An 18,455-nucleotide genomic window follows, 5' to 3' on the forward strand; every position below is an offset into this window, starting at 1 on the left:
TTGATGCTCTGGCCTCAGAGGCGAGCGAAATCGTTAAACAGCGCAATGCCCATCAATAACATCAGAATGGCGGCACCGATCCTGAAACCCACTTCCTGTATTTTCTCTGATACCGGCTTGCCGGTGACCGCTTCGATAAGGAAATAGACCAGATGGCCACCATCGAGCACCGGCAGGGGGAACAGATTGATAATCCCCAGGTTGACGCTGATCAGCGCCAGAAAACTCAAGAAATAGACCAGACCATAGTCGGCACTGCTGCCGGCGCCCTTGGCAATGGAGATGGGGCCGCTCAGGTTGTCCAGCGACACGATGCCACCGATCAACTTGCCAATCATGTCAAAGGTGAGCGTGATCAGGCTCCAGGTCTTGTCCGCGCCATGCCACAGCGCCTGCAAAGGCCCATACTGTAACAGAATTCGATATTCATCCGGTAATGGAACCAGTTGCGGCGAGAGACCGACGAATCCTACCAGCTTGCCCTGCACCTTGCGGCTATCCGGGGTCAGAGTCACGTTGAGATCACTGTTGTTGCGCTCAACCACCACTTGCAGGGGTTCACCCGGTGCCTGCTGCACCAGCTCGACAAACTGGGACCACGCGGTAATAGGCTGATCGCCGACCTGTTTGATACGGTCACCAACCTGCAGCCCCGCCTTTTCACTGGCACTCTTGGCCACCACGGCAGCCACGACGGGCAGCACTTTGCCACTCAGGGGGACGATCCCCAAGCTGCCGATGGGCGACTCTTTATCCGGATCGAAGGTCCAGCCGGTCAGCGACAAGGTTTTATCGGTGGCATAGCTGGTATTGGGTGCCTGCACCTTGAGAGTCACAGCATCGTCACCCAGATGGCTGATAAGGGCGTAAGTGACGCTCTCCCAGTCACCGGTCTGCTCATCGCCGACCCCGACAATCTCCATCCCCGGCAGCACACCCGCCTCGGCTACGATGGATGCCGGACGCACTTCACCGATCACCGGCTTGACGCTCGGCACCCCGATGATAAACATCAGCCAGAGGGCAAACAGGGCAAACACGAAGTTGGCCATGGGACCTGCGGCAACAATCGCCATCCGCGCCCAGACACTCTTGTGGTTGAAGGCATACTGCTCGTCACCGGGCTTGAGTTCATCGACCCGGCCATCGAGCATCTTGACGTAACCACCGAGGGGGATCAGCGCCAGCACATATTCGGTGCCATCCTTACCCATCCGGCGCCAGATCGCCTTGCCAAAACCGATGGAGAAACGCTCAACCTTGACGCCACAGCGACGGGCCACCCAGAAGTGACCAAACTCGTGCACCGCAACCAGCAGGCCCAGCGCAACAACAAAAGCACCGATATTCCACAACACACCGCCCATTAGCCAAGCTCCTCAATCAAAGTGTGAGCACGGGCTCTTGCCGCACCGTCCAGGGCAAACAGATCATCGAGCGAGCCGACGGCGCTGCTCTCCAGCGCCAGCATCACTGCCTCGTTGATCCGGGCAATATCCATAAAACCGATGCGCCCGGCCAGGAAGGCGGCAACCGCCTCCTCGTTGGCTGCATTGAGCGCAGTGGTCGCCGCTTGCCCCTTCTGGCAGGCATTGATGGCCAGCGCCAGACAGGGGTAGCGATCATAATCAGGCCGAATAAAGCTGAACTCTCCGACACTGAAGAAATCCAAAGGTTCCACACTGGAGGGGATGCGATTGGGATAAGCCAGCGCATGGGCGATGGGGGTACACATATCCGGATTGCCTAGCTGGGCCAGCACGGAGCCATCCTTGTACTGCACCATGGAGTGGATCACCGACTGCGGGTGGATCACCACCTGGATCTGCTCGGGCGCCGCATTGAACAGCCAGCGCGCCTCGATGTACTCCAGCCCCTTGTTGATCATGGTGGCGGAGTCGACCGAAATCTTGGCCCCCATCGACCAGTTGGGATGAGCGATGGCCTGCGCCGGCGTCACCTTCGCAAGCTCGCAGATCTCGGTGTAACGGAACGGGCCGCCGGAACCGGTCAGCAAAATCTTGCTGATCCCCGCCGCAGCCAGATCGCAAAAACCGGGCTGGCGCTGCACGGCAGTCGGCAGACACTGGAAGATGGCATTGTGTTCACTGTCGATGGGCAGCAGCTCGGCGCCATGTTCGCGCACGGCTTCCATGAAGAAAGCACCGGACATCACCAGCGCCTCCTTGTTGGCCAGCAAAATACGCTTGCCGGCACGTACCGCGGCCATGGTCGGGGCCAGTCCGGCCGCACCGACAATGGCGGCCATCACACTATGGGTGTCGGGGTGAGCGGCAACCTCGCAGAGGGCTGCTGCACCAGACATGACCCGGGTTGTACTACCGTGCGCTTTCAGACGGGCAGCCAGTTCACGGGCGGCATCCTCATCGACCATCACGGCAAAACGGGGGGAGAATTCGAGGCAGTCCCGCAACATGGCATCCACGTTGCGGGCGGCGGTCAACGCCAACACTTGCCAACTGCCCGGGTTATGGCGCAGCACTTTCAAGGTACTCTGACCGATGGAGCCGGAGGCCCCCAGAATAACCAGTGACTTGTGCATCAAAACTCCTGACTGAGTAGCAGATAACTGAGCAGAAACACCGGCAGGGCGGCGGTCAGGCTGTCGATCCGGTCGAGAATGCCGCCATGACCCGGCAGCAGGGTGCCGGAGTCCTTGATGCCCGCTTCGCGCTTGAACATGCTCTCGGTCAGATCACCGAGTACGGAAGCAAGCACCGCCAGCAGAGAGCAAAACAGCACGGTGATCATCTTGGCAGGAACAAATCCCATCGACCAGGTAACGCCGATGGCCAGCAGGCTGGCGGTAAAGAGGCCGCCACACATTCCTTCGATGGTTTTGCCCGGACTCACAGCCGGTGCCAGCTTGTGCTTACCGAACGCCTTGCCGAAAAAATACGCGCCAGAATCTGCCGCCCAGACCAGTCCCATCACGAACAACAGGATCCAGGCGCCCATCATGGGGTCATGGTAAAAGTTGTAACCACGGATGGCGACCAGCGACCAGAAGAAAGGAACCAGGGTCACCAGACCAAACAGCGACTTGAGCCAGATAGACTCTTTCCACAGCTTGGCGCTTTGGGGATAGCGCAGCACCAGCAGCAGACCCAGCAGCCACCAGCTTACCGCTGTCCAGAGCACGCCCATCACGAGGGGGTGCAGGTGGGGCGTCCAGAGTTGCTCCACCGGCAACCAAAAGAGGCTGGCACCGAGCAACAGACAAAATACGATGGGCAACCATTGCTGCGGAGCAGCAGAGACAAACCCACTCCATTCGCGACTGGCCAACAAAAACACCAGCGCAGCCAACAGGGCAAAAAATTTCAATGGCAGAAAGAAGAGCGCCCCCAACACCAGGGGGATCAACATCAAAGCAGTAATAATTCGTTGTTTTAGCAAAAGAAACCTCTCTCTTGGGAGCGGGGTTTAGCCGGTCTGCTGCTCGGCGATCAATTCCCGTATCTGTTCACCCGTGCAACCGAAGCGACGCTCGCGGGCAACGAAAGAGGCGACCGCCTCACTGAACTCGGCCTCGTTGAAATCGGGCCACAATACCGGGGTAAAATAGAGCTCGGCATAGGCGAGCTGCCATAACACAAAGTTGCTGATGCGATGATCGCCACCGGTGCGGATCAACAGGTCCACAGGTGGCAGATCGGCCATGCAAACCTCGCGGGTCAACATGGATTCATCAATGTCGTCAGCGGCCAGTTCACCGGCCGCCACTGCTTTAGCCAGCTTGCGGGCCGCCTGGGCGATATCCCACTGGCCGCCATAGTTGGCTGCAATGTTCAGGGTCAACCCCTTGTTATTGGCGGTCAAGGCTTCCGCCTTGGCGATTTTGGCCTGCAACCGCTCACTAAAGCGAGCAGTATCGCCAATCACCTTGAGCCGGATCCCGTTGTTGTGCAGTTTCTGCACCTCACGACCCAGCACTGTGATGAACAGTTCCATCAAGGCACTGACCTCCCCTTCCGGGCGGCGCCAGTTCTCGCTGGAGAATGCAAACAGGGTCAATGCCTCGATCTTGGCACGCGCAGCAAAGGTAACGGCCTCGCGCACTGACTTGACGCCCGCCTTGTGGCCATAAACCCGCATCTTGCCTCGGTTCTGGGCCCAGCGACCGTTACCATCCATGATGATGGCGACGTGACGGGGTAAAGACGAGTTGGCACAATCACCCAACGCAGCCAAAAGCGACATGTAATTCTCCCACAAAGACAAAAGCGCCGTGCAGGGGCACTACACGGCGCTCGTAATATACCTTTCAGACGGTTAGATTTCCATTAGCTCCTTCTCCTTTACGGCAAGGGCCTCATCGACCAGCTTGATGTAGGAGTCGGTCAGTTTCTGGATCTCTTCCTGGGCGCGACGGTCGTCGTCTTCGGAGATCTCTTTGTCCTTCAGCAGCGCTTTCAGATCGGCGTTGGCGTCACGACGGATGTTGCGCACGGCAACACGGGCATTTTCCGCTTCGGCACGGACGATCTTGGTCAGGTCGCGACGACGCTCTTCGGTCAGCGGCGGCAGTGGCACGCGCAGGGTCTGGCCATTGCTGGACGGGTTCAGGCCCAGATCGGAGGTCAGGATCGCCTTCTCTACCGCCTGGATCATGGAGCGGTCAAAAATGGAGATGGAGAGGGTGCGAGCATCTTCTGCCACGACGTTGGCCAACTGTTTCAGCGGAGTGGCAGCACCGTAATACTCAACCTGGATGCCGTCGAGCAGGCTCGGGTGAGCGCGGCCGGTACGGATCTTGGACATTTGAGTCTTGAGCGCTTCTACGCTCTTGCCCATACGGTCCTTGGCGTCGTTTTTAATCTCGTTGATCACAGTGGTTTTCCTTTTGGCGAACGAGCCGCTACACGGCCCGTGTCTATCTTATTTACTGACGTGATGGATAGGATAAGAGCGCCAGGTGGCTCACTTTTATCTTATTTACCAACGTGGTGGATCAGAGTGCCTTCCGGTTCACCCATGACAACCCGGCGCAGGGCACCCGGTTTGTTCATGTTGAACACGCGGATCGGCAGATCATGGTCACGTGCCAGGGTAAAGGCAGCAAGATCCATCACCTTGAGCTCTTTTTCAAGAACTTCATCATAACTCAGTTCATGATACAGCACGGCATCCGGATTCTTGACCGGATCTTCGTTGTATACACCATCAACCTTGGTGGCTTTGAGCACCACATCAGCTTCGATCTCGATCCCGCGCAGGCAAGCCGCAGAATCGGTAGTGAAGAAGGGGTTGCCGGTACCGGCAGAGAAGATAACGACTTTGCCAGCACGCAGCTGGCTGATTGCCTCGGCCCAGCTGTAGGAGTCGCAGACGCCCTGCAGGGAGATGGCAGACATCAGACGGGCATTCACATAAGCACGATGCAGGGCATCACGCATGGCCAGACCGTTCATCACGGTTGCCAGCATACCCATGTGGTCGCCCACCACGCGGTTCATGCCCGCTTTGGCAAGACCGGCACCACGGAACAGGTTGCCGCCACCGATGACCAGACCGACCTGAACACCCAACTCAACCAGTTCTTTGATCTCTTGGGCCATCCGCTCCAGCACCGCCGGATCAATGCCGAAACCCTCGGATCCTTGCAGGGCTTCACCACTCAACTTCAGAAGAACACGTCTGTATGCAGGTTTGGGATTGGTACTCATGTCACTGATTCCTGGTCATATAAAGACCGCGACATAAGTCGCGGTCTGGGGAAACGGAAAAACCGGTTCGATTAGGCCTTTTGAGCGGCCGCGATTTGGGCTGCAACTTCAGCAGCGAAATCGGTCTCTTGCTTCTCGATGCCTTCGCCCACTTCGAAACGGGTGAAGGAGACAACGTCAGCGCCTTCTTTCTTCAGCAGCTCGGCAACGGTCATGGAAGGATCTTTCACGAACGGTTGACCAGTCAGGGAAACCTCACCGGTGAACTTCTTCATGCGGCCTTCAACCATCTTCTCGGCGATCTCTTTCGGCTTGCCGGAGTTGATGGCGATGTCGATCTGGATTTCGCGCTCTTTGGCAACGACTTCAGCAGACACGTCTTCAGGCTTGACGAATTGCGGGCTGTTGGCAGCAACGTGCATGGCCAGATCTTTGGCCAGCTCGGCAGAACCACCGGTCAGCTTGGTGATAACACCAATGCGGGAACCGTGAACGTAGGTACCCAGGTTGTCACCTTCAACCAGCATCACGCGACGCAGGTTCATGTTCTCACCGATCTTGGCGATCAGGTTGGTGATGGTCAGCTCGACGGATTCGCCGTTACCGAAGTCAGCGGCTTTCAGCGCGTCAACGTCAGCAATTTTCTGGGTCGCAGCGATGTCAGCGATCTTCTGGCCCATTGCCATGAAGCTGGCATCTTTGGCGACGAAGTCGGTTTCGCTGTTCAGCTCGATCATGACGGCAACGTTGCCTTCGGTGCGAGCAAAGATAACGCCTTCAGCGGCGATACGGCCAGCTTTCTTGGCGGCTTTGGCCTGACCGGATTTGCGCATGTTCTCAATTGCCAGCTCGATATCACCAGCAGCTTCTTCCAGTGCTTTTTTGCAATCCATCATGCCAGCGGCAGTGCGCTCGCGCAGTTCTTTTACCAGGGCGGCAGTAACGTTAGCCATGTCCAGTATCCTCGGTCTTGAATTGACAAGAAACAGGGGCCACAAGGGCCCCTGCTAACCAATTACATCAGCTTGGTTAATAAGGGCTTTACAGTCCTTATCAATTACTCAGCTTCAACGAAGCCATCTTGTTCGGCTTGAACAACGATGTCCTGAGCGCGAGCTTCCAGTACGGTGTCAGCAGCAGCATTCAGGTACAGCTGTACGGCACGGATAGCGTCGTCGTTACCCGGGATGACGTAATCAACGCCGTCCGGGTTGGAGTTGGTATCAACGATGGAAACTACCGGGATACCCAGGTTGTTGGCTTCTTTGATAGCGATGTGCTCGTGGTCGGCATCGACAACGAACAGAACGTCAGGCAGGCCGCCCATGTTCTTGATACCACCCAGGCTCTTCTCCAGCTTTTCCATTTCGCGAGTACGCATCAGCGCCTCTTTCTTGGTCAGCTTGTCGAAGGTACCGTCCTGGCTCTGGGTTTCCAGATCTTTCAGGCGCTTGATAGACTGACGAACGGTTTTCCAGTTGGTCAGCATACCGCCCAGCCAGCGGTGGTTTACATAGAACTGGTCGCAACGCTCAGCGGCTTCTTTTACGGCTTCAGACGCGGCACGCTTGGTACCAACGAACAGTACCTTGCCTTTCTTGGCAGCTACGGAGCTGATGAAGTTCATGGCATCGTCAAACATCGGAACGGTTTTTTCCAGGTTGATGATGTGAACTTTGCTGCGGGCACCGAAGATGTAGGATTTCATTTTCGGGTTCCAGTAACGAGTCTGGTGACCGAAGTGAACGCCGGCTTGCAGCATGTCGCGCATAGAAACTTTAGCCATTTTATACCTCTGTATTGGGGTTAGGCCTCCACACATCCCATATAACCGACCCGTTAAGGCACCCCGGCATATGTGTCGATGTGTGTGTGTTGTTTAAGTAAGGGTGATGAAATCGGGACGCAAGTTCCCCATTCCGGCGCGCTTTATATCATAACTTTGTCCAGGACACCACCGGCCGACACCCTAAACAGGTGTAAATATGGATCCCGCCAGAGGATGCTGCGACGCCGATTTGACGTTGTGATGACAATCACACTGGAAGTACGCGGGGGTTGCGGATAAAATTTTGCCCTGATTGCAAACGCATCTATTTTTCATTACCTGTCCTGTCTGCCCTCGCAGGCCCAGCGGCAGGCCGCAAGAGAGATCCCATGTCCATTAAAATCAAGACACCGGAAGAGATTGAAAAGATGCGCGTTGCCGGCCAATTGGCCGCCGATGTGCTGGTCATGATTGCGCCCCATGTCAAAGCTGGCGTCACCACTGACGAACTGAACACCCTCTGCCACGACTATATTGTCGACGTACAACAGGCGGTTCCAGCTCCGCTCAACTACCACGGCTTTCCCAAATCCATCTGTACCTCGGTTAACGATGTGATCTGCCACGGTATCCCGAACCACAAGAAGCTGCGCGATGGCGACATCATCAACCTGGATATCACCGTCATCAAGGATGGTTACCACGGCGATACCTCGGCCATGTTCATCGTGGGTGAGACCACCCCGCTGCGCCGCCAGCTCTGCAAGGTTGCGCAAGAGAGCCTCTACGCCGCCATCAAGAAGGTACGTCCGGGGGCCTGCATTACCGAGATTGGCGCCGTCATTCAACCCATCGTCGAGAAGGCCGGTTTCTCCGTGGTGCGTGACTACTGTGGTCACGGTATCGGTGCCGAGTTCCACGAAGAGCCGCAGATCCTCCACTACCGCAACAGTGGCAAGCTGGAGCTGAAAGCGGGCATGTGCTTCACCATTGAGCCCATGGTCAACAGCAAGAAGTATCACTGCAAGGTCAATCCGAAGGATGGCTGGACCGTGACCACCAAGGATGGCGGCGACTCCGCCCAGTGGGAGCACACCCTACTGGTAACCGAGGACGGCTGCGAGGTGCTCACCCTGCGCCCCGATGACACTATCGACCGCCTCATCAAACACAGCTAACATCGAACCCCGGCCCTTAGCGAAAAGCGCCGGGGTTTTTACTGCCCGTTTCAGCCATATGCCTGCCACTTGTGTGTGAGATGCCATGGACGCCAGCCTGCTTTCCCCCCACCTGTTACCCGACGACCAGCTCACCCGCGACAACTGCAAAGAGTACCTGAGCCGCTTTCTCGGCTGGCTGCACGCCCGCTTCGATGCCGGTGACAACATCATCGAGCTGGTTGCCACCCGCTCCGAATATATGGATCAACTGCTCTGCCGCCTGTGGCAGAAGTTTGGCTTCGACAAGAGCGACCTCACCCTCATCGCGGTGGGGGGGTATGGTCGCGGCGAGCTGCACCCCCACTCCGATATCGACCTGCTGATCCTCTATGACGGCGACGAGCTGGACGAGGTGCTGGGGCTGCGGATCGGCGAGTTCATCACCTTGCTGTGGGATCTCAAGCTTGAGGTGGGTCAGGCGGTGCGCAACGTGGCGGAGTGCCTCGAGCAGGGGCGCGCCGATATTACGGTCGCAACCAACCTCATTGAGGCCCGCTACATCACAGGTCGCCAGGAGGGCTTCCGGCAACTGAAAGAGGCCACCGGCCCCCAGCACTTCTGGCCGAGCGAAGCCTTCTTTCGTGCCAAGCGCCAGGAGCAGGCGGAGCGCCATCAGCAGTTTCTCGGCACCGCCTACAAGCTGGAGCCGGATCTCAAGAGCAATCCAGGCGGCCTGCGGGATATTCAAACCCTCGCCTGGGTCGCCCGCCGCCACTTTGGCGCCACCACCTTGTTCGAGATGACCAGCCACGGCTTTCTCAACCGCGCCGAGTATCGTGAGCTGCTCGACTGCCAGAATTTTCTCTGGAAGGTGCGCTTTGCCCTGCATATGGCCATCAACAAGGGAGATAACCGCCTGCTGTTCGATCGCCAGCGCACCGTGGCCCAGATGCTGGGGTTCGAGGGAGAAGGCAACACCCCGGTCGAGCAGATGATGAAGCGCTTCTACCAGACTGTGCGGCGTGTCTCGGAGCTTAACGAGATGCTGCTGCAGCTGTTTGACGAGGCGATCCTCGGCAACACCGCCATGGATGTGCGCCGCCTCTCCGACGAGTTCCAGCTTCGTGGCCGCCTCATCGATGCGGTGGATGCGGAGCTGTTTAGCCGTGAACCGGCCGCTATCCTGCGCCTCTTCTATCAGATGGCCCAGCATCCCGAGATTGCGGGCATCCACTCGGCCACCTTGCGCCAACTGCGCGAGGCGCGCCGCAAACTCAACTGCTGGTTGCAGGACTTGCCTGACTGCCGTCGCCTCTTTATGGCGCTGCTGCGCCACCCCAACGGCATCGGCCTGCCGCTCACCCTGATGCACAAATACGGCATCCTCGCCGCCTATCTGCCGCAATGGAACCTCATCGTCGGCCAGATGCAGTTCGACATGTTCCACGCCTACACGGTGGATGAGCACACCCACCGGCTGCTCAAGAACATCCACCAGTTCCCCAATCCGGCCAGTCGCCAGAGCCACCCGCTCTGCCACGAGGTCTTCACACGGCTGCGCAAACCGGAGCTGCTCAGCATCGCCGCCCTGTTCCACGATATAGCCAAGGGACGGCGTGGCGATCACTCGGAACTGGGCGCCGTCGATGCGCTGGAGTTCTGCCAGCTGCACGGTCTGGATCGCTACGAGAGCCGACTGGTCGCCTGGCTGGTGCGCCACCATCTGCTGATGTCGGTTACCGCCCAGCGCCGCGATATCTACGATCCCGACGTGGTCACCGACTTTGCCCAGAAGGTGCGCGACGAGCAGCATCTCGACCTGCTCTACTGCCTTACCGTGGCTGATATCTGCGCCACCAACGACACCCTGTGGAACGACTGGAAGGGCACCCTGCTGCGGGAGCTCTACTTCGCGACCCAGAAGGCGCTGCGCCAAGGATTGGAGAACCCGCCCGACATGCGGCTGCGCATTCGCGAAAACCAGCGTCAGGCCAAGCAACTGCTGGCGCAACGGGATGTATCGGAAGAGGCAATCAACCTGCTCTGGGCCGATTTCAAGGCCGACTACTTCCTGCGTCACAGCCCGGAGCAGATCGCCTGGCACTGCCGCCATATCATCGAGCATGGCGACAATCCGGCACCGCTGGTGATCATCGGCAAACATCCGACCCGCGGCGGCAGCGAGGTATTTATCTACTGCCGCGATACCCCGAATCTGTTTGCCACCGTGGCCTCGGCGCTGGATCAGAAGAACCTCAACATCCACGACGCCCAGATCATGAACTCGCGCAGCAACTATGTGCTCGATACCTTCGTGGTTCTGGAGCCAAGCGGCGAACCCATCAGCCCCAACCGCACCGCCACCATCAAGAAAGCGCTGGAGAAGGCGCTGCAGGAGCCGGGCAAGCTGGTGCTGCGCAACAAGCCGCTGTCGCGGCGCCACCGCCAGTTCAGCGTACCGACCCGGGTAGTCTTTCTGCCCCATAAAGGGGAAAGCCGTCACACCCTGATGGAACTGACTGCCCTCGATACCCCCGGCCTGCTGGCGCGGATCGGTGCGGTTTTCCAGCAGTGTGGACTGTCGCTGCACGCCGCCAAAATTGCCACTTTCGGTGAGAGGGTCGAAGACTTTTTCAGCCTGACCAGCCTCGATGGCGAGCCATTGACCGCCGAGCAGCAAAAACAGCTGGAAGAGCGACTGGTACACCAGCTCAATCCCCAGCAGTCGGTACTGGATTAAGCGAAGAGTGATTCGAAAGAGGCTGATTGTCGGACGTTTTTTGCCATGCCAAACAACTGGTTGGCGCACACCGGATGAAGAAATGGCCACTGGCCGGAAGAATTCCGGTCAACCCCTTAAAAACAGTCGGAAAAGTGTGATACAACAAACAGAATTTTTTAAAGGAAACCTGTCATGACCGAGTTGCAACAGATCATTGAAGCGGCCTTCGAGCGCCGCGACACCATTACTCCGGGCTCCGTGGATAGCGCCACCAAGTCCGCCATCCTGCAAGCCATCGACCTGCTGGACTCCGGCAAGGCGCGGGTTGCCGAGAAGATCGCCGGTGAGTGGGTTGTCCATCAGTGGTTGAAGAAAGCGGTACTGCTCTACTTCCGTATCAACGACAACGGCATCATCAAGGGCGACGATGCCCAGTACTACGACAAGGTTCCCCTCAAATTCTCCAACTACACTGCCGAGCAGTTCAAGGAAGCGGGTGTGCGCGTGGTGCCGCCGGCAACAGCCCGCAAAGGCTCCTTTATCGCCCCCAATACCGTGCTGATGCCCTCCTACGTCAACATCGGCGCCTTCGTTGACGAAGGTACCATGGTCGATACCTGGGCCACTGTCGGCTCTTGCGCCCAGATCGGTAAGAACGTCCACCTCTCCGGCGGCGTCGGCATCGGCGGCGTACTGGAACCGCTGCAGGCCAACCCGACCATCATCGAAGACAACTGCTTTATCGGTGCCCGCTCCGAAGTGGTTGAAGGGGTGATCGTCGAGGAAGGTTCCGTCATCTCCATGGGCGTCTTCATCGGCCAGTCCACCCGCATCTATGACCGCGAAACCGGCGAGATCCACTACGGCCGCGTACCGGCTGGCTCCGTGGTCGTCTCCGGCTCCCTGCCCTCCAAGTGCGGCAAGTACAGCCTCTACGCAGCGGTGATCGTCAAGAAGGTCGATGCCAAAACCCGCGCCAAAGTCGGCATCAACGCCCTGCTGCGCTCCATCGACGAGTAATCAGCATTGCTGTGATCAAAAGGGCGCCTGATGGCGCCCTTTTGATTTTGGCGTCCCTGTCACAGGCAAGCCATGAGGCATCGGTTAAGATGGATGGGACAGGATCGTTTCAAACCGAGGAAGCCTGATGTACGAGAATCTGAAGAGCCTGGGGATCCAGGATCCCGCCTCCGTCGACAGCTACACCCTGCGCCAGGAGGCCAACCACGACATCCTCAAGATCTACTTCAAGAAGCAGAAGGGCGAGTTCTTCGCCAAGAGTGTCAAATTCAAGTATCCCCGCCAGCGCAAGACCATGCTGGTCGACTCCGGTACCCATGAGTACAAGGATGTTACCGAGATCAACGCCAACCTCAAATATGTGGTGGATGAGCTGGATAACCTGACCCAGGGCGTCCATCAGCAGGCCGACCCGGACATCAAGCAGAAGATCCTGCGCGACCTGCGCCATCTGGAAAAAGTGGTGCAGAACAAGATCAGCGAAATCGAGCGGGATCTGGAGAAACTCTAATCCCCTCGACTCGACAAAAGAGCGCCCAGGTGGCGCTCTTTTTATTGGCTGACTTTATGGGGCGATGGTGTTACCTGGCAATAGCGTGCGATAAGGTGAGCGGAGCACACCACCTTGTGCTGTTGGGCCGCCATTGGGCAACCCGTTACATATCGCCCCTTGGGCAACCCAGCTCCTGCCACGATAAGACCTACAGCGACTCGCACGATCCATAACCAGAAATAGCAAGAGGGAGGCTTTCGCCTCCCTCTTCAAACACGCTGATATTCAGGCACCAGAATTAGTTGCTCTTCATCCAGATGTCCATGTCGGTTTTCAGGTTGTCGGACTTGGTACCGAAGATGGCTTGAACGCCGGAACCAGCTACTACCACACCGGCAGCACCCAGTTTCTTCAGACCAGCCTGGTCAACCTTGGCAACATCTTTCACACCAACACGCAGACGGGTGATGCAGGCATCCAGAGAAGCGATGTTCTCTTTACCACCGAAGGCGGCAACCAGAGCAGCAGACATCTCGTCTTTGCCTTGGCCAACGGCCTCTTCAGCAGTCTCGTCTTCACGACCCGGGGTTTTCAGGTTCATGGCACGGATAACGAAGCTGAATACCACGTAGTAGATGGCCGCGTAAACCAGACCCAGACCAACCAGCAGCAGCATGTTGTCGGCACGCGGTGATTGCACCACGAAGTCGATGAAGCCGTTGGAGAAGGTGTGACCGTGTACGATACCCAGAGAGTTGGTCAGCACATAAGCCAGACCAGCCAGTACAGCGTGGATTGCGTACAGAACCGGAGCGATGAACAGGAAGGAGAATTCAATCGGCTCGGTGATACCGGTCAGGAAAGAGGTCAGGGCTGCAGAGGCCATGATACCAACGATCTTGGCGCGGTTTTCCGGCTTGGCAGCGTGAGCGATGGCGAACGCAGCAGCAGGCAGACCGAACATTTTGAACAGGTAGCCACCAGCCAGCTGACCGAAGCCGTTACCGGCAGCGCGGGAAGCGTCATCAGCAGTCAGGAAGCAGGTCATGATACCGTGAACAGTTTCACCGGCACCGTTGACGCAGGTACCCGCCTGATAGAAGAACGGTACGTTCCAGATGTGGTGCAGACCGAACGGGATCAGGGAGCGCTCAACCACGCCGTAGATACCGAAGGCCAGTACCGGGTTCTGGTTGGCAGCCCAGTCAGAGAAGGCACCGATGGCACCACCCACTGGCGGCCAAATCACAGACAGGATCACACCCAGACCGATGGAGAGGAAACCGGTGATGATGGGTACGGCACGTTTGCCCGCGAAGAAGCCCAGGTACTCTGGCAGCTGGATCTTGTAGAAACGGTTGAAGGCCCAGGCAGCAATACCACCAGCCAGGATACCACCCAGCACGCCGGTTTCGATGGTTTCAACACCCATCACAGGTGCCATGACCTTCAGGGTTGCGACCATGATGCCGTAGCCAACGATGGCTGACAGACCGGATACACCGTCGTTATTGGTAAAGCCCAGAGCAACACCCACTGCGAACAGCAGGGCCATCTGGCCAAATACGGAACCACCGGCTTGCTCCATCAACTGGGAGACAATTTCCGGCATCCAGCTGAAGTGGGCAGCACCCACCCCCAGCAGAATACCTGCGACTGGCAAGACTGATACTGGCAGCATCAGCGCCTTACCAACCTTTTGCAGATTAGAGAAAGCATTTTTGAACATTGTGTGCGCTCCTGAATGGATTGTCGTCCCTGAACGATCTATCTGGATGAAATAAGGACTGATTCATTCAGATATCTTCGAGTCGGGCTTGTTTATTTTGACCATCAGAATATAACCCAGCGGGTCATAAATTGCTGCTTTCGAAGGCGGGGGAATATTGAATTTGGAGGGAAGATCACAACTTGTTTAGCGGCTAAAAAACGCATCTAATATAAGTTAATAATCTGCATTATCACTCTATTACAAAGACATATAAATAGCAGTTTCACTTTGTATTTTAATAATGCCGTTTATATCAAACGGCAACCCATTGTAACCAAGTGTAACGGCGTAGCTTTTATTTATTACAGTCTACCGATTAAAAAGGCCTCCAACAAGGGAGGCCTCAATAAATATATCTGACCAGTAAATGGTCGTATTATTCTATTTTTGCGAGCGCTTGACCGCATCAATAAACACGCTTTTTGCCTTGGTTGAACCGGCCCGCTCGGCCTCGTTCACCAGCTTCATCGCCTTGTCGATATCCCCCGCCTTGACCGCTTTTTCGATCTGGCTCTGGTAGAAGGCTTCAGTTTCACTCAACATGGCAGGAGCAGGTTTGGCTGCGACCGCAGCTGTTGCAGTTGTGGTAACGGCTGCGGTAGTCGCTATCGCGGCAACCTGCTGACCCTGGCTCATGGCCACCTTGTCGGCATATTCGGGTTTGAATACCGCTTCAAGGCCACTTCCACGGGCCATATCTTTGACTTTGATCTGCACCAAACCCCACGGGGAGTGCGGGATCACCGGATCCTTGATATCAGGCTCAACGGTACCATTAGCGCGAGCAAACGCTTTTGATGGATGCAGGATTGTTGTGCTGCCAGAGAGCTTATCCGCGGGCGCATAAACGATCATGTATGTTTCGCTGGCCGGGTTGCCAGGCATGCTGCGGTCAACAAAAACACGCCCTTCAATACGGTCGTTATCGAGCAAGTGAGCAGGCTGATAGCTGAATACTGACTCACCTAGGACCCGAGTCACCTTGAACTCGGCATCCAGCATAATGACCTTGGGCACCATCACGGTTTTACTCACCTGTGATGCCAGGCTGATCGCCAGATTGCCGGTGTTGGTCGGCAAGCGATAGGCAGCAAAGTAACTCATCCCCTCATCAAACTGAAAAGTGGGTTGCTTGCCATCAATGGCCAGCAAGGTCTCACCTTCAGGCAAGGGGGCATAACTGAAATCTTTAAACGCCACACAGCAGCTTGAGGCTTTGGCCAACGCTTGCTTGGCTTGATCTGCATCGCTCAAGATCGAGCCATGTTCTTGCAGAGGAACAACCATGTTTCCGGCACAACCGGTTAATAGCGCAGTGATTACGGCTGCAATAGACATCTTTACCCGTTTCATTTTTCTTATCTCCATAATCCGGTGGCCGTGATCCGGCGAAACAAAACTGCCCCCATAAGGGGGCAGTCACTAACTTAACTTAAACTTTTGCTTACCACCAAGCTTCTGCTTGAACACCAAATTGGTAGGTGTCTTTGGAGGTATTGCCTTCGAAGACTTTCTTGTCTTCGTCGTTAGCCAGATAGGAGGCGAACACACGGATTTCCGGACGGGCCCAGAAGCTGGAACCGGCAGACCAGGCTTGTGCCAGGGTCAGCTTGTAGCCAGCATCTTTGTCTTCGCTACCATTGGTAGACTTGTTGTTGTCCTTGAAGTAGCCGCCTTCAAAGATGGTCTTGTTGAAGTCATCCCACTTGTACATCGGGCGGATAACAGCGGACATGGTTTCGTACTTGTCGTTGCCATCCCACATTTCGTTGCCTACACCGTAAACCAGCTGGTGACCCATCTCCCAGGAGTTGCCCATCGGAACAACGCCCCAGTTGATGATACGGAAACCATCGGCACCGTCTTTGGCTTCAGCACCGTACCAGGAACCATCGCCATAGAAAGCCATGGTCTTGGAGTAACCTTCGGTACCGTATTGCAGCACGGTTTTGTTGAAACCACCGAGGATGCCTGCGGTCAGTTCAGCAGTCAGCATGACGCCGTCTTTCGGGTCTTTTTTCAGTGCTTTCTGATCGTTGGTCTCATTGACCAGAGCGTAATCCACGCCCAGCTCCAGAGAAGCATCGGTCCACAGCGGGATGCCGGCATAACGCAGATCCAGAGTATTGACGTTCAGGTCTTCGTTCTTGGTGTAAGTAGGCTCTTCGATGTAATTACCGGTCGGATTACCATTGGCATCCAAAACGGGTTTCTTAGTTACACCTGTTTTGGTGTATTGGCCAAACACATCGGCAGCGCTGCGATCGTTGCGTACCCATGCGAAAGAAACTTTACCCGGACCAGCCTGGATGCCTTCGATACCAGCACCAGCACCGGAGATGTTCCAGTAGTAGAAGTCGGAGATGTGGATGTCATGGCGTTGATAGTAACGCTTACCAGCCCACAGGGTTGCTTCAGGAGCAAAGTTCAGCAAGCCTTTGGCTTGTACGTTGAACTGACGCAGAGCGAAGTCAGAATCACCATTGCACTGCTTGGCATCGAAGTTACAAACCGTACCGGTACCTTCCCAGTCGTTTGAACCGTTGGAAGCCATGGCAAACATGGAATCAACATAGAAAGTCTTGCCATCTTTGTTGAATACTTCCTGACCCAGTTGCACTTCACCGTAGGTATCATTTTCGTTACCCAGACGGCCAACTTTATTGACGTTGTATTTAACCATGTCGCCGTCGCCGGAAACACCGACGCCGGAACGGAAGTAACCGTGGAAATCTACGGCAAAGGCGGCTTGGGAAGCCAGGGCGGCAGTAACAGCTGTTGCAATCGGGAGCCACTTCATTTTCATTGTCATATTCCTTATTTCCCGCAGTGAGGAGTGTGATCCTGAATATTCAACTTCTTATCACCATGTAATCCTGTTGGTGATAACCGAGGTTGATTATAGGGAGCGTATTTCACGACAAATATGAAGCGACTCACAAAATGGCGACAAATCGCTCGGCAAACGATAGCCACAACACCTGCCAGCAAAAAAACGGCCAACAAGGCAACAGTTAACCAATAAAACCGCAAAACAAGCAATCACACCAAACCTGAAAGCGTTACCAGCAATTAATTCGCGACTGAACCAAAGTCGTTATTTTACGATCGAATGACAAAAACATGACTGAGATCGCTTTCAAGATTGAACTTTTATTTGGAGAACGGGTCTGCGGTGCGCTTGAAACCATTACGCCGATGGAATGCCAAAAGGGGAAAATATCCCTCCGCCACTATCGACAATAAGAGTGGGAAATATGCTTGCTGAGTGAGATGACATTTGTGCAAATAACAATCCCCTGCCGGTTAAGGATCAGGGGATTGATATGGCTCTTTTTCAGAGAATATTCAGGGCTGAATATCCCACTTTTTCAGCCAGCTGAGTGCCACCTGTTCGGGTTCATCGTGCACGGTAGCATCTAGCTCCAGCGGGGGAATCACTCGCGTGGCGCCCAGCTCTTGCAGCAATCCGTCCAGCCGACGGCCCGCACCACAAAAATGGTCATAGCTGCTGTCGCCCATGGCAATCAGGGCATACCGCAGCCCCTTGAGCCAGGGCGCCTTGTCAGCCAGCTCGCTGGCAAAGGGCTGCAGATTGGGAGGAATGTCCCCCTGTCCTGTAGTGGCACTTACCAGCAATAAAAAACGGCCGGGGTCAATGTCCGCCAGCCGTGCTTCTTCGTGCAGAGAACAGTGATGCCCCTTGCGTTCCAGCTCATCTGCCAAGGTCTCGGCCACCAGCATGGCTGCGCCGTAGACAGTTCCTACCACGATATCGATCTGCGCCATTCTCCTCTCCCTGCTTGAGTCACTCTTTTGAGCAACTCTATC

Annotated in this window: 16 protein-coding genes; 4 read left to right on the forward strand and 12 right to left on the reverse strand. The window is 56.0% G+C overall.

Annotated elements, in window-relative coordinates:
- Nucleotides 1-14: 14 nt before the first annotated feature.
- The 8 genes from rseP to rpsB form a co-directional block, all read right to left on the reverse strand.
- Nucleotides 15-1,367: a sigma E protease regulator RseP gene (gene rseP / locus WBR25_RS15555; protein WP_479748563.1), complete on the reverse strand. Its 1,353-nt coding sequence runs from the start codon at nt 1,365-1,367 to the stop codon at nt 15-17.
- Nucleotides 1,367-2,563 carry a 1-deoxy-D-xylulose-5-phosphate reductoisomerase gene (gene ispC / locus WBR25_RS15560; protein WP_479748565.1) on the reverse strand — a complete coding sequence of 399 codons (1,197 nt, stop codon included), beginning with the start codon at nt 2,561-2,563 and terminating at the stop codon, nt 1,367-1,369. Before ispC ends, rseP begins: the two co-directional genes overlap by 1 nt.
- On the reverse strand, nt 2,563-3,420 hold the full coding sequence (locus WBR25_RS15565) for a phosphatidate cytidylyltransferase (protein WP_026034918.1): 858 nt from the start codon (nt 3,418-3,420) through the stop codon (nt 2,563-2,565). Before WBR25_RS15565 ends, ispC begins: the two co-directional genes overlap by 1 nt.
- A gap of 27 nt (nt 3,421-3,447) precedes the next feature.
- A complete protein-coding gene (uppS, locus tag WBR25_RS15570; protein WP_005338574.1) occupies nt 3,448-4,224 on the reverse strand; it encodes a polyprenyl diphosphate synthase in 777 nt (258 codons plus the stop codon).
- 72 nt (nt 4,225-4,296) lie between these two features.
- The gene (gene frr / locus WBR25_RS15575; protein ID WP_005338576.1) at nt 4,297-4,854 is read right to left on the reverse strand and encodes a ribosome recycling factor; all 558 of its coding nucleotides are present in this window, start codon (nt 4,852-4,854) and stop codon (nt 4,297-4,299) included.
- Between the two features lie 101 nt (nt 4,855-4,955).
- Nucleotides 4,956-5,690, reverse strand: coding sequence for a UMP kinase (pyrH, locus tag WBR25_RS15580; protein ID WP_005338577.1), 735 nt, complete (start codon nt 5,688-5,690; stop codon nt 4,956-4,958).
- Nucleotides 5,691-5,761: 71 nt separating this feature from the next.
- Entirely contained in the window at nt 5,762-6,643 is an 882-nt protein-coding gene (gene tsf, locus WBR25_RS15585; protein WP_005338578.1) for a translation elongation factor Ts, read from the reverse strand.
- 104 nt (nt 6,644-6,747) lie between these two features.
- On the reverse strand, nt 6,748-7,476 hold the full coding sequence (rpsB, locus tag WBR25_RS15590) for a 30S ribosomal protein S2 (RefSeq protein ID WP_005303470.1): 729 nt from the start codon (nt 7,474-7,476) through the stop codon (nt 6,748-6,750).
- Between the two features lie 371 nt (nt 7,477-7,847).
- Between rpsB and map the strand changes: the two genes are divergently transcribed.
- The 4 genes from map (at nt 7,848) to WBR25_RS15610 (ending at nt 12,871) form a co-directional block, all read left to right on the forward strand.
- A complete protein-coding gene (gene map / locus WBR25_RS15595; RefSeq protein WP_479748568.1) occupies nt 7,848-8,636 on the forward strand; it encodes a type I methionyl aminopeptidase in 789 nt (262 codons plus the stop codon).
- A gap of 85 nt (nt 8,637-8,721) precedes the next feature.
- Nucleotides 8,722-11,358 carry a bifunctional uridylyltransferase/uridylyl-removing protein GlnD gene (gene glnD, locus WBR25_RS15600; RefSeq protein WP_106842373.1) on the forward strand — a complete coding sequence of 879 codons (2,637 nt, stop codon included), beginning with the start codon at nt 8,722-8,724 and terminating at the stop codon, nt 11,356-11,358.
- Nucleotides 11,359-11,532: 174 nt separating this feature from the next.
- On the forward strand, nt 11,533-12,360 hold the full coding sequence (dapD, locus tag WBR25_RS15605; RefSeq protein ID WP_005338581.1) for a 2,3,4,5-tetrahydropyridine-2,6-dicarboxylate N-succinyltransferase: 828 nt from the start codon (nt 11,533-11,535) through the stop codon (nt 12,358-12,360).
- A 127-nt stretch (nt 12,361-12,487) separates the two neighbouring features.
- On the forward strand, nt 12,488-12,871 hold the full coding sequence (locus WBR25_RS15610; RefSeq protein ID WP_005338583.1) for a DUF3461 family protein: 384 nt from the start codon (nt 12,488-12,490) through the stop codon (nt 12,869-12,871).
- Between the two features lie 280 nt (nt 12,872-13,151).
- Here WBR25_RS15610 and ptsG read toward each other — a convergent pair whose 3' ends face one another.
- The 4 genes from ptsG to WBR25_RS15630 all read right to left on the reverse strand — a co-directional run bounded on the left by ptsG (nt 13,152) and on the right by WBR25_RS15630 (nt 18,413).
- A complete protein-coding gene (ptsG, locus tag WBR25_RS15615) occupies nt 13,152-14,582 on the reverse strand; it encodes a PTS glucose transporter subunit IIBC (RefSeq protein WP_005338586.1) in 1,431 nt (476 codons plus the stop codon).
- A gap of 423 nt (nt 14,583-15,005) precedes the next feature.
- A complete protein-coding gene (locus tag WBR25_RS15620) occupies nt 15,006-15,977 on the reverse strand; it encodes a MalM family protein (RefSeq protein ID WP_005358661.1) in 972 nt (323 codons plus the stop codon).
- 91 nt (nt 15,978-16,068) lie between these two features.
- Nucleotides 16,069-17,430: a maltoporin gene (locus WBR25_RS15625; protein WP_479748571.1), complete on the reverse strand. Its 1,362-nt coding sequence runs from the start codon at nt 17,428-17,430 to the stop codon at nt 16,069-16,071.
- A gap of 542 nt (nt 17,431-17,972) precedes the next feature.
- Entirely contained in the window at nt 17,973-18,413 is a 441-nt protein-coding gene (locus tag WBR25_RS15630; RefSeq protein WP_042055099.1) for a flavodoxin, read from the reverse strand.
- Nucleotides 18,414-18,455 lie beyond the last annotated feature (42 nt).

It is taken from the genome of Aeromonas sp. MTB, assembly GCF_056632455.1.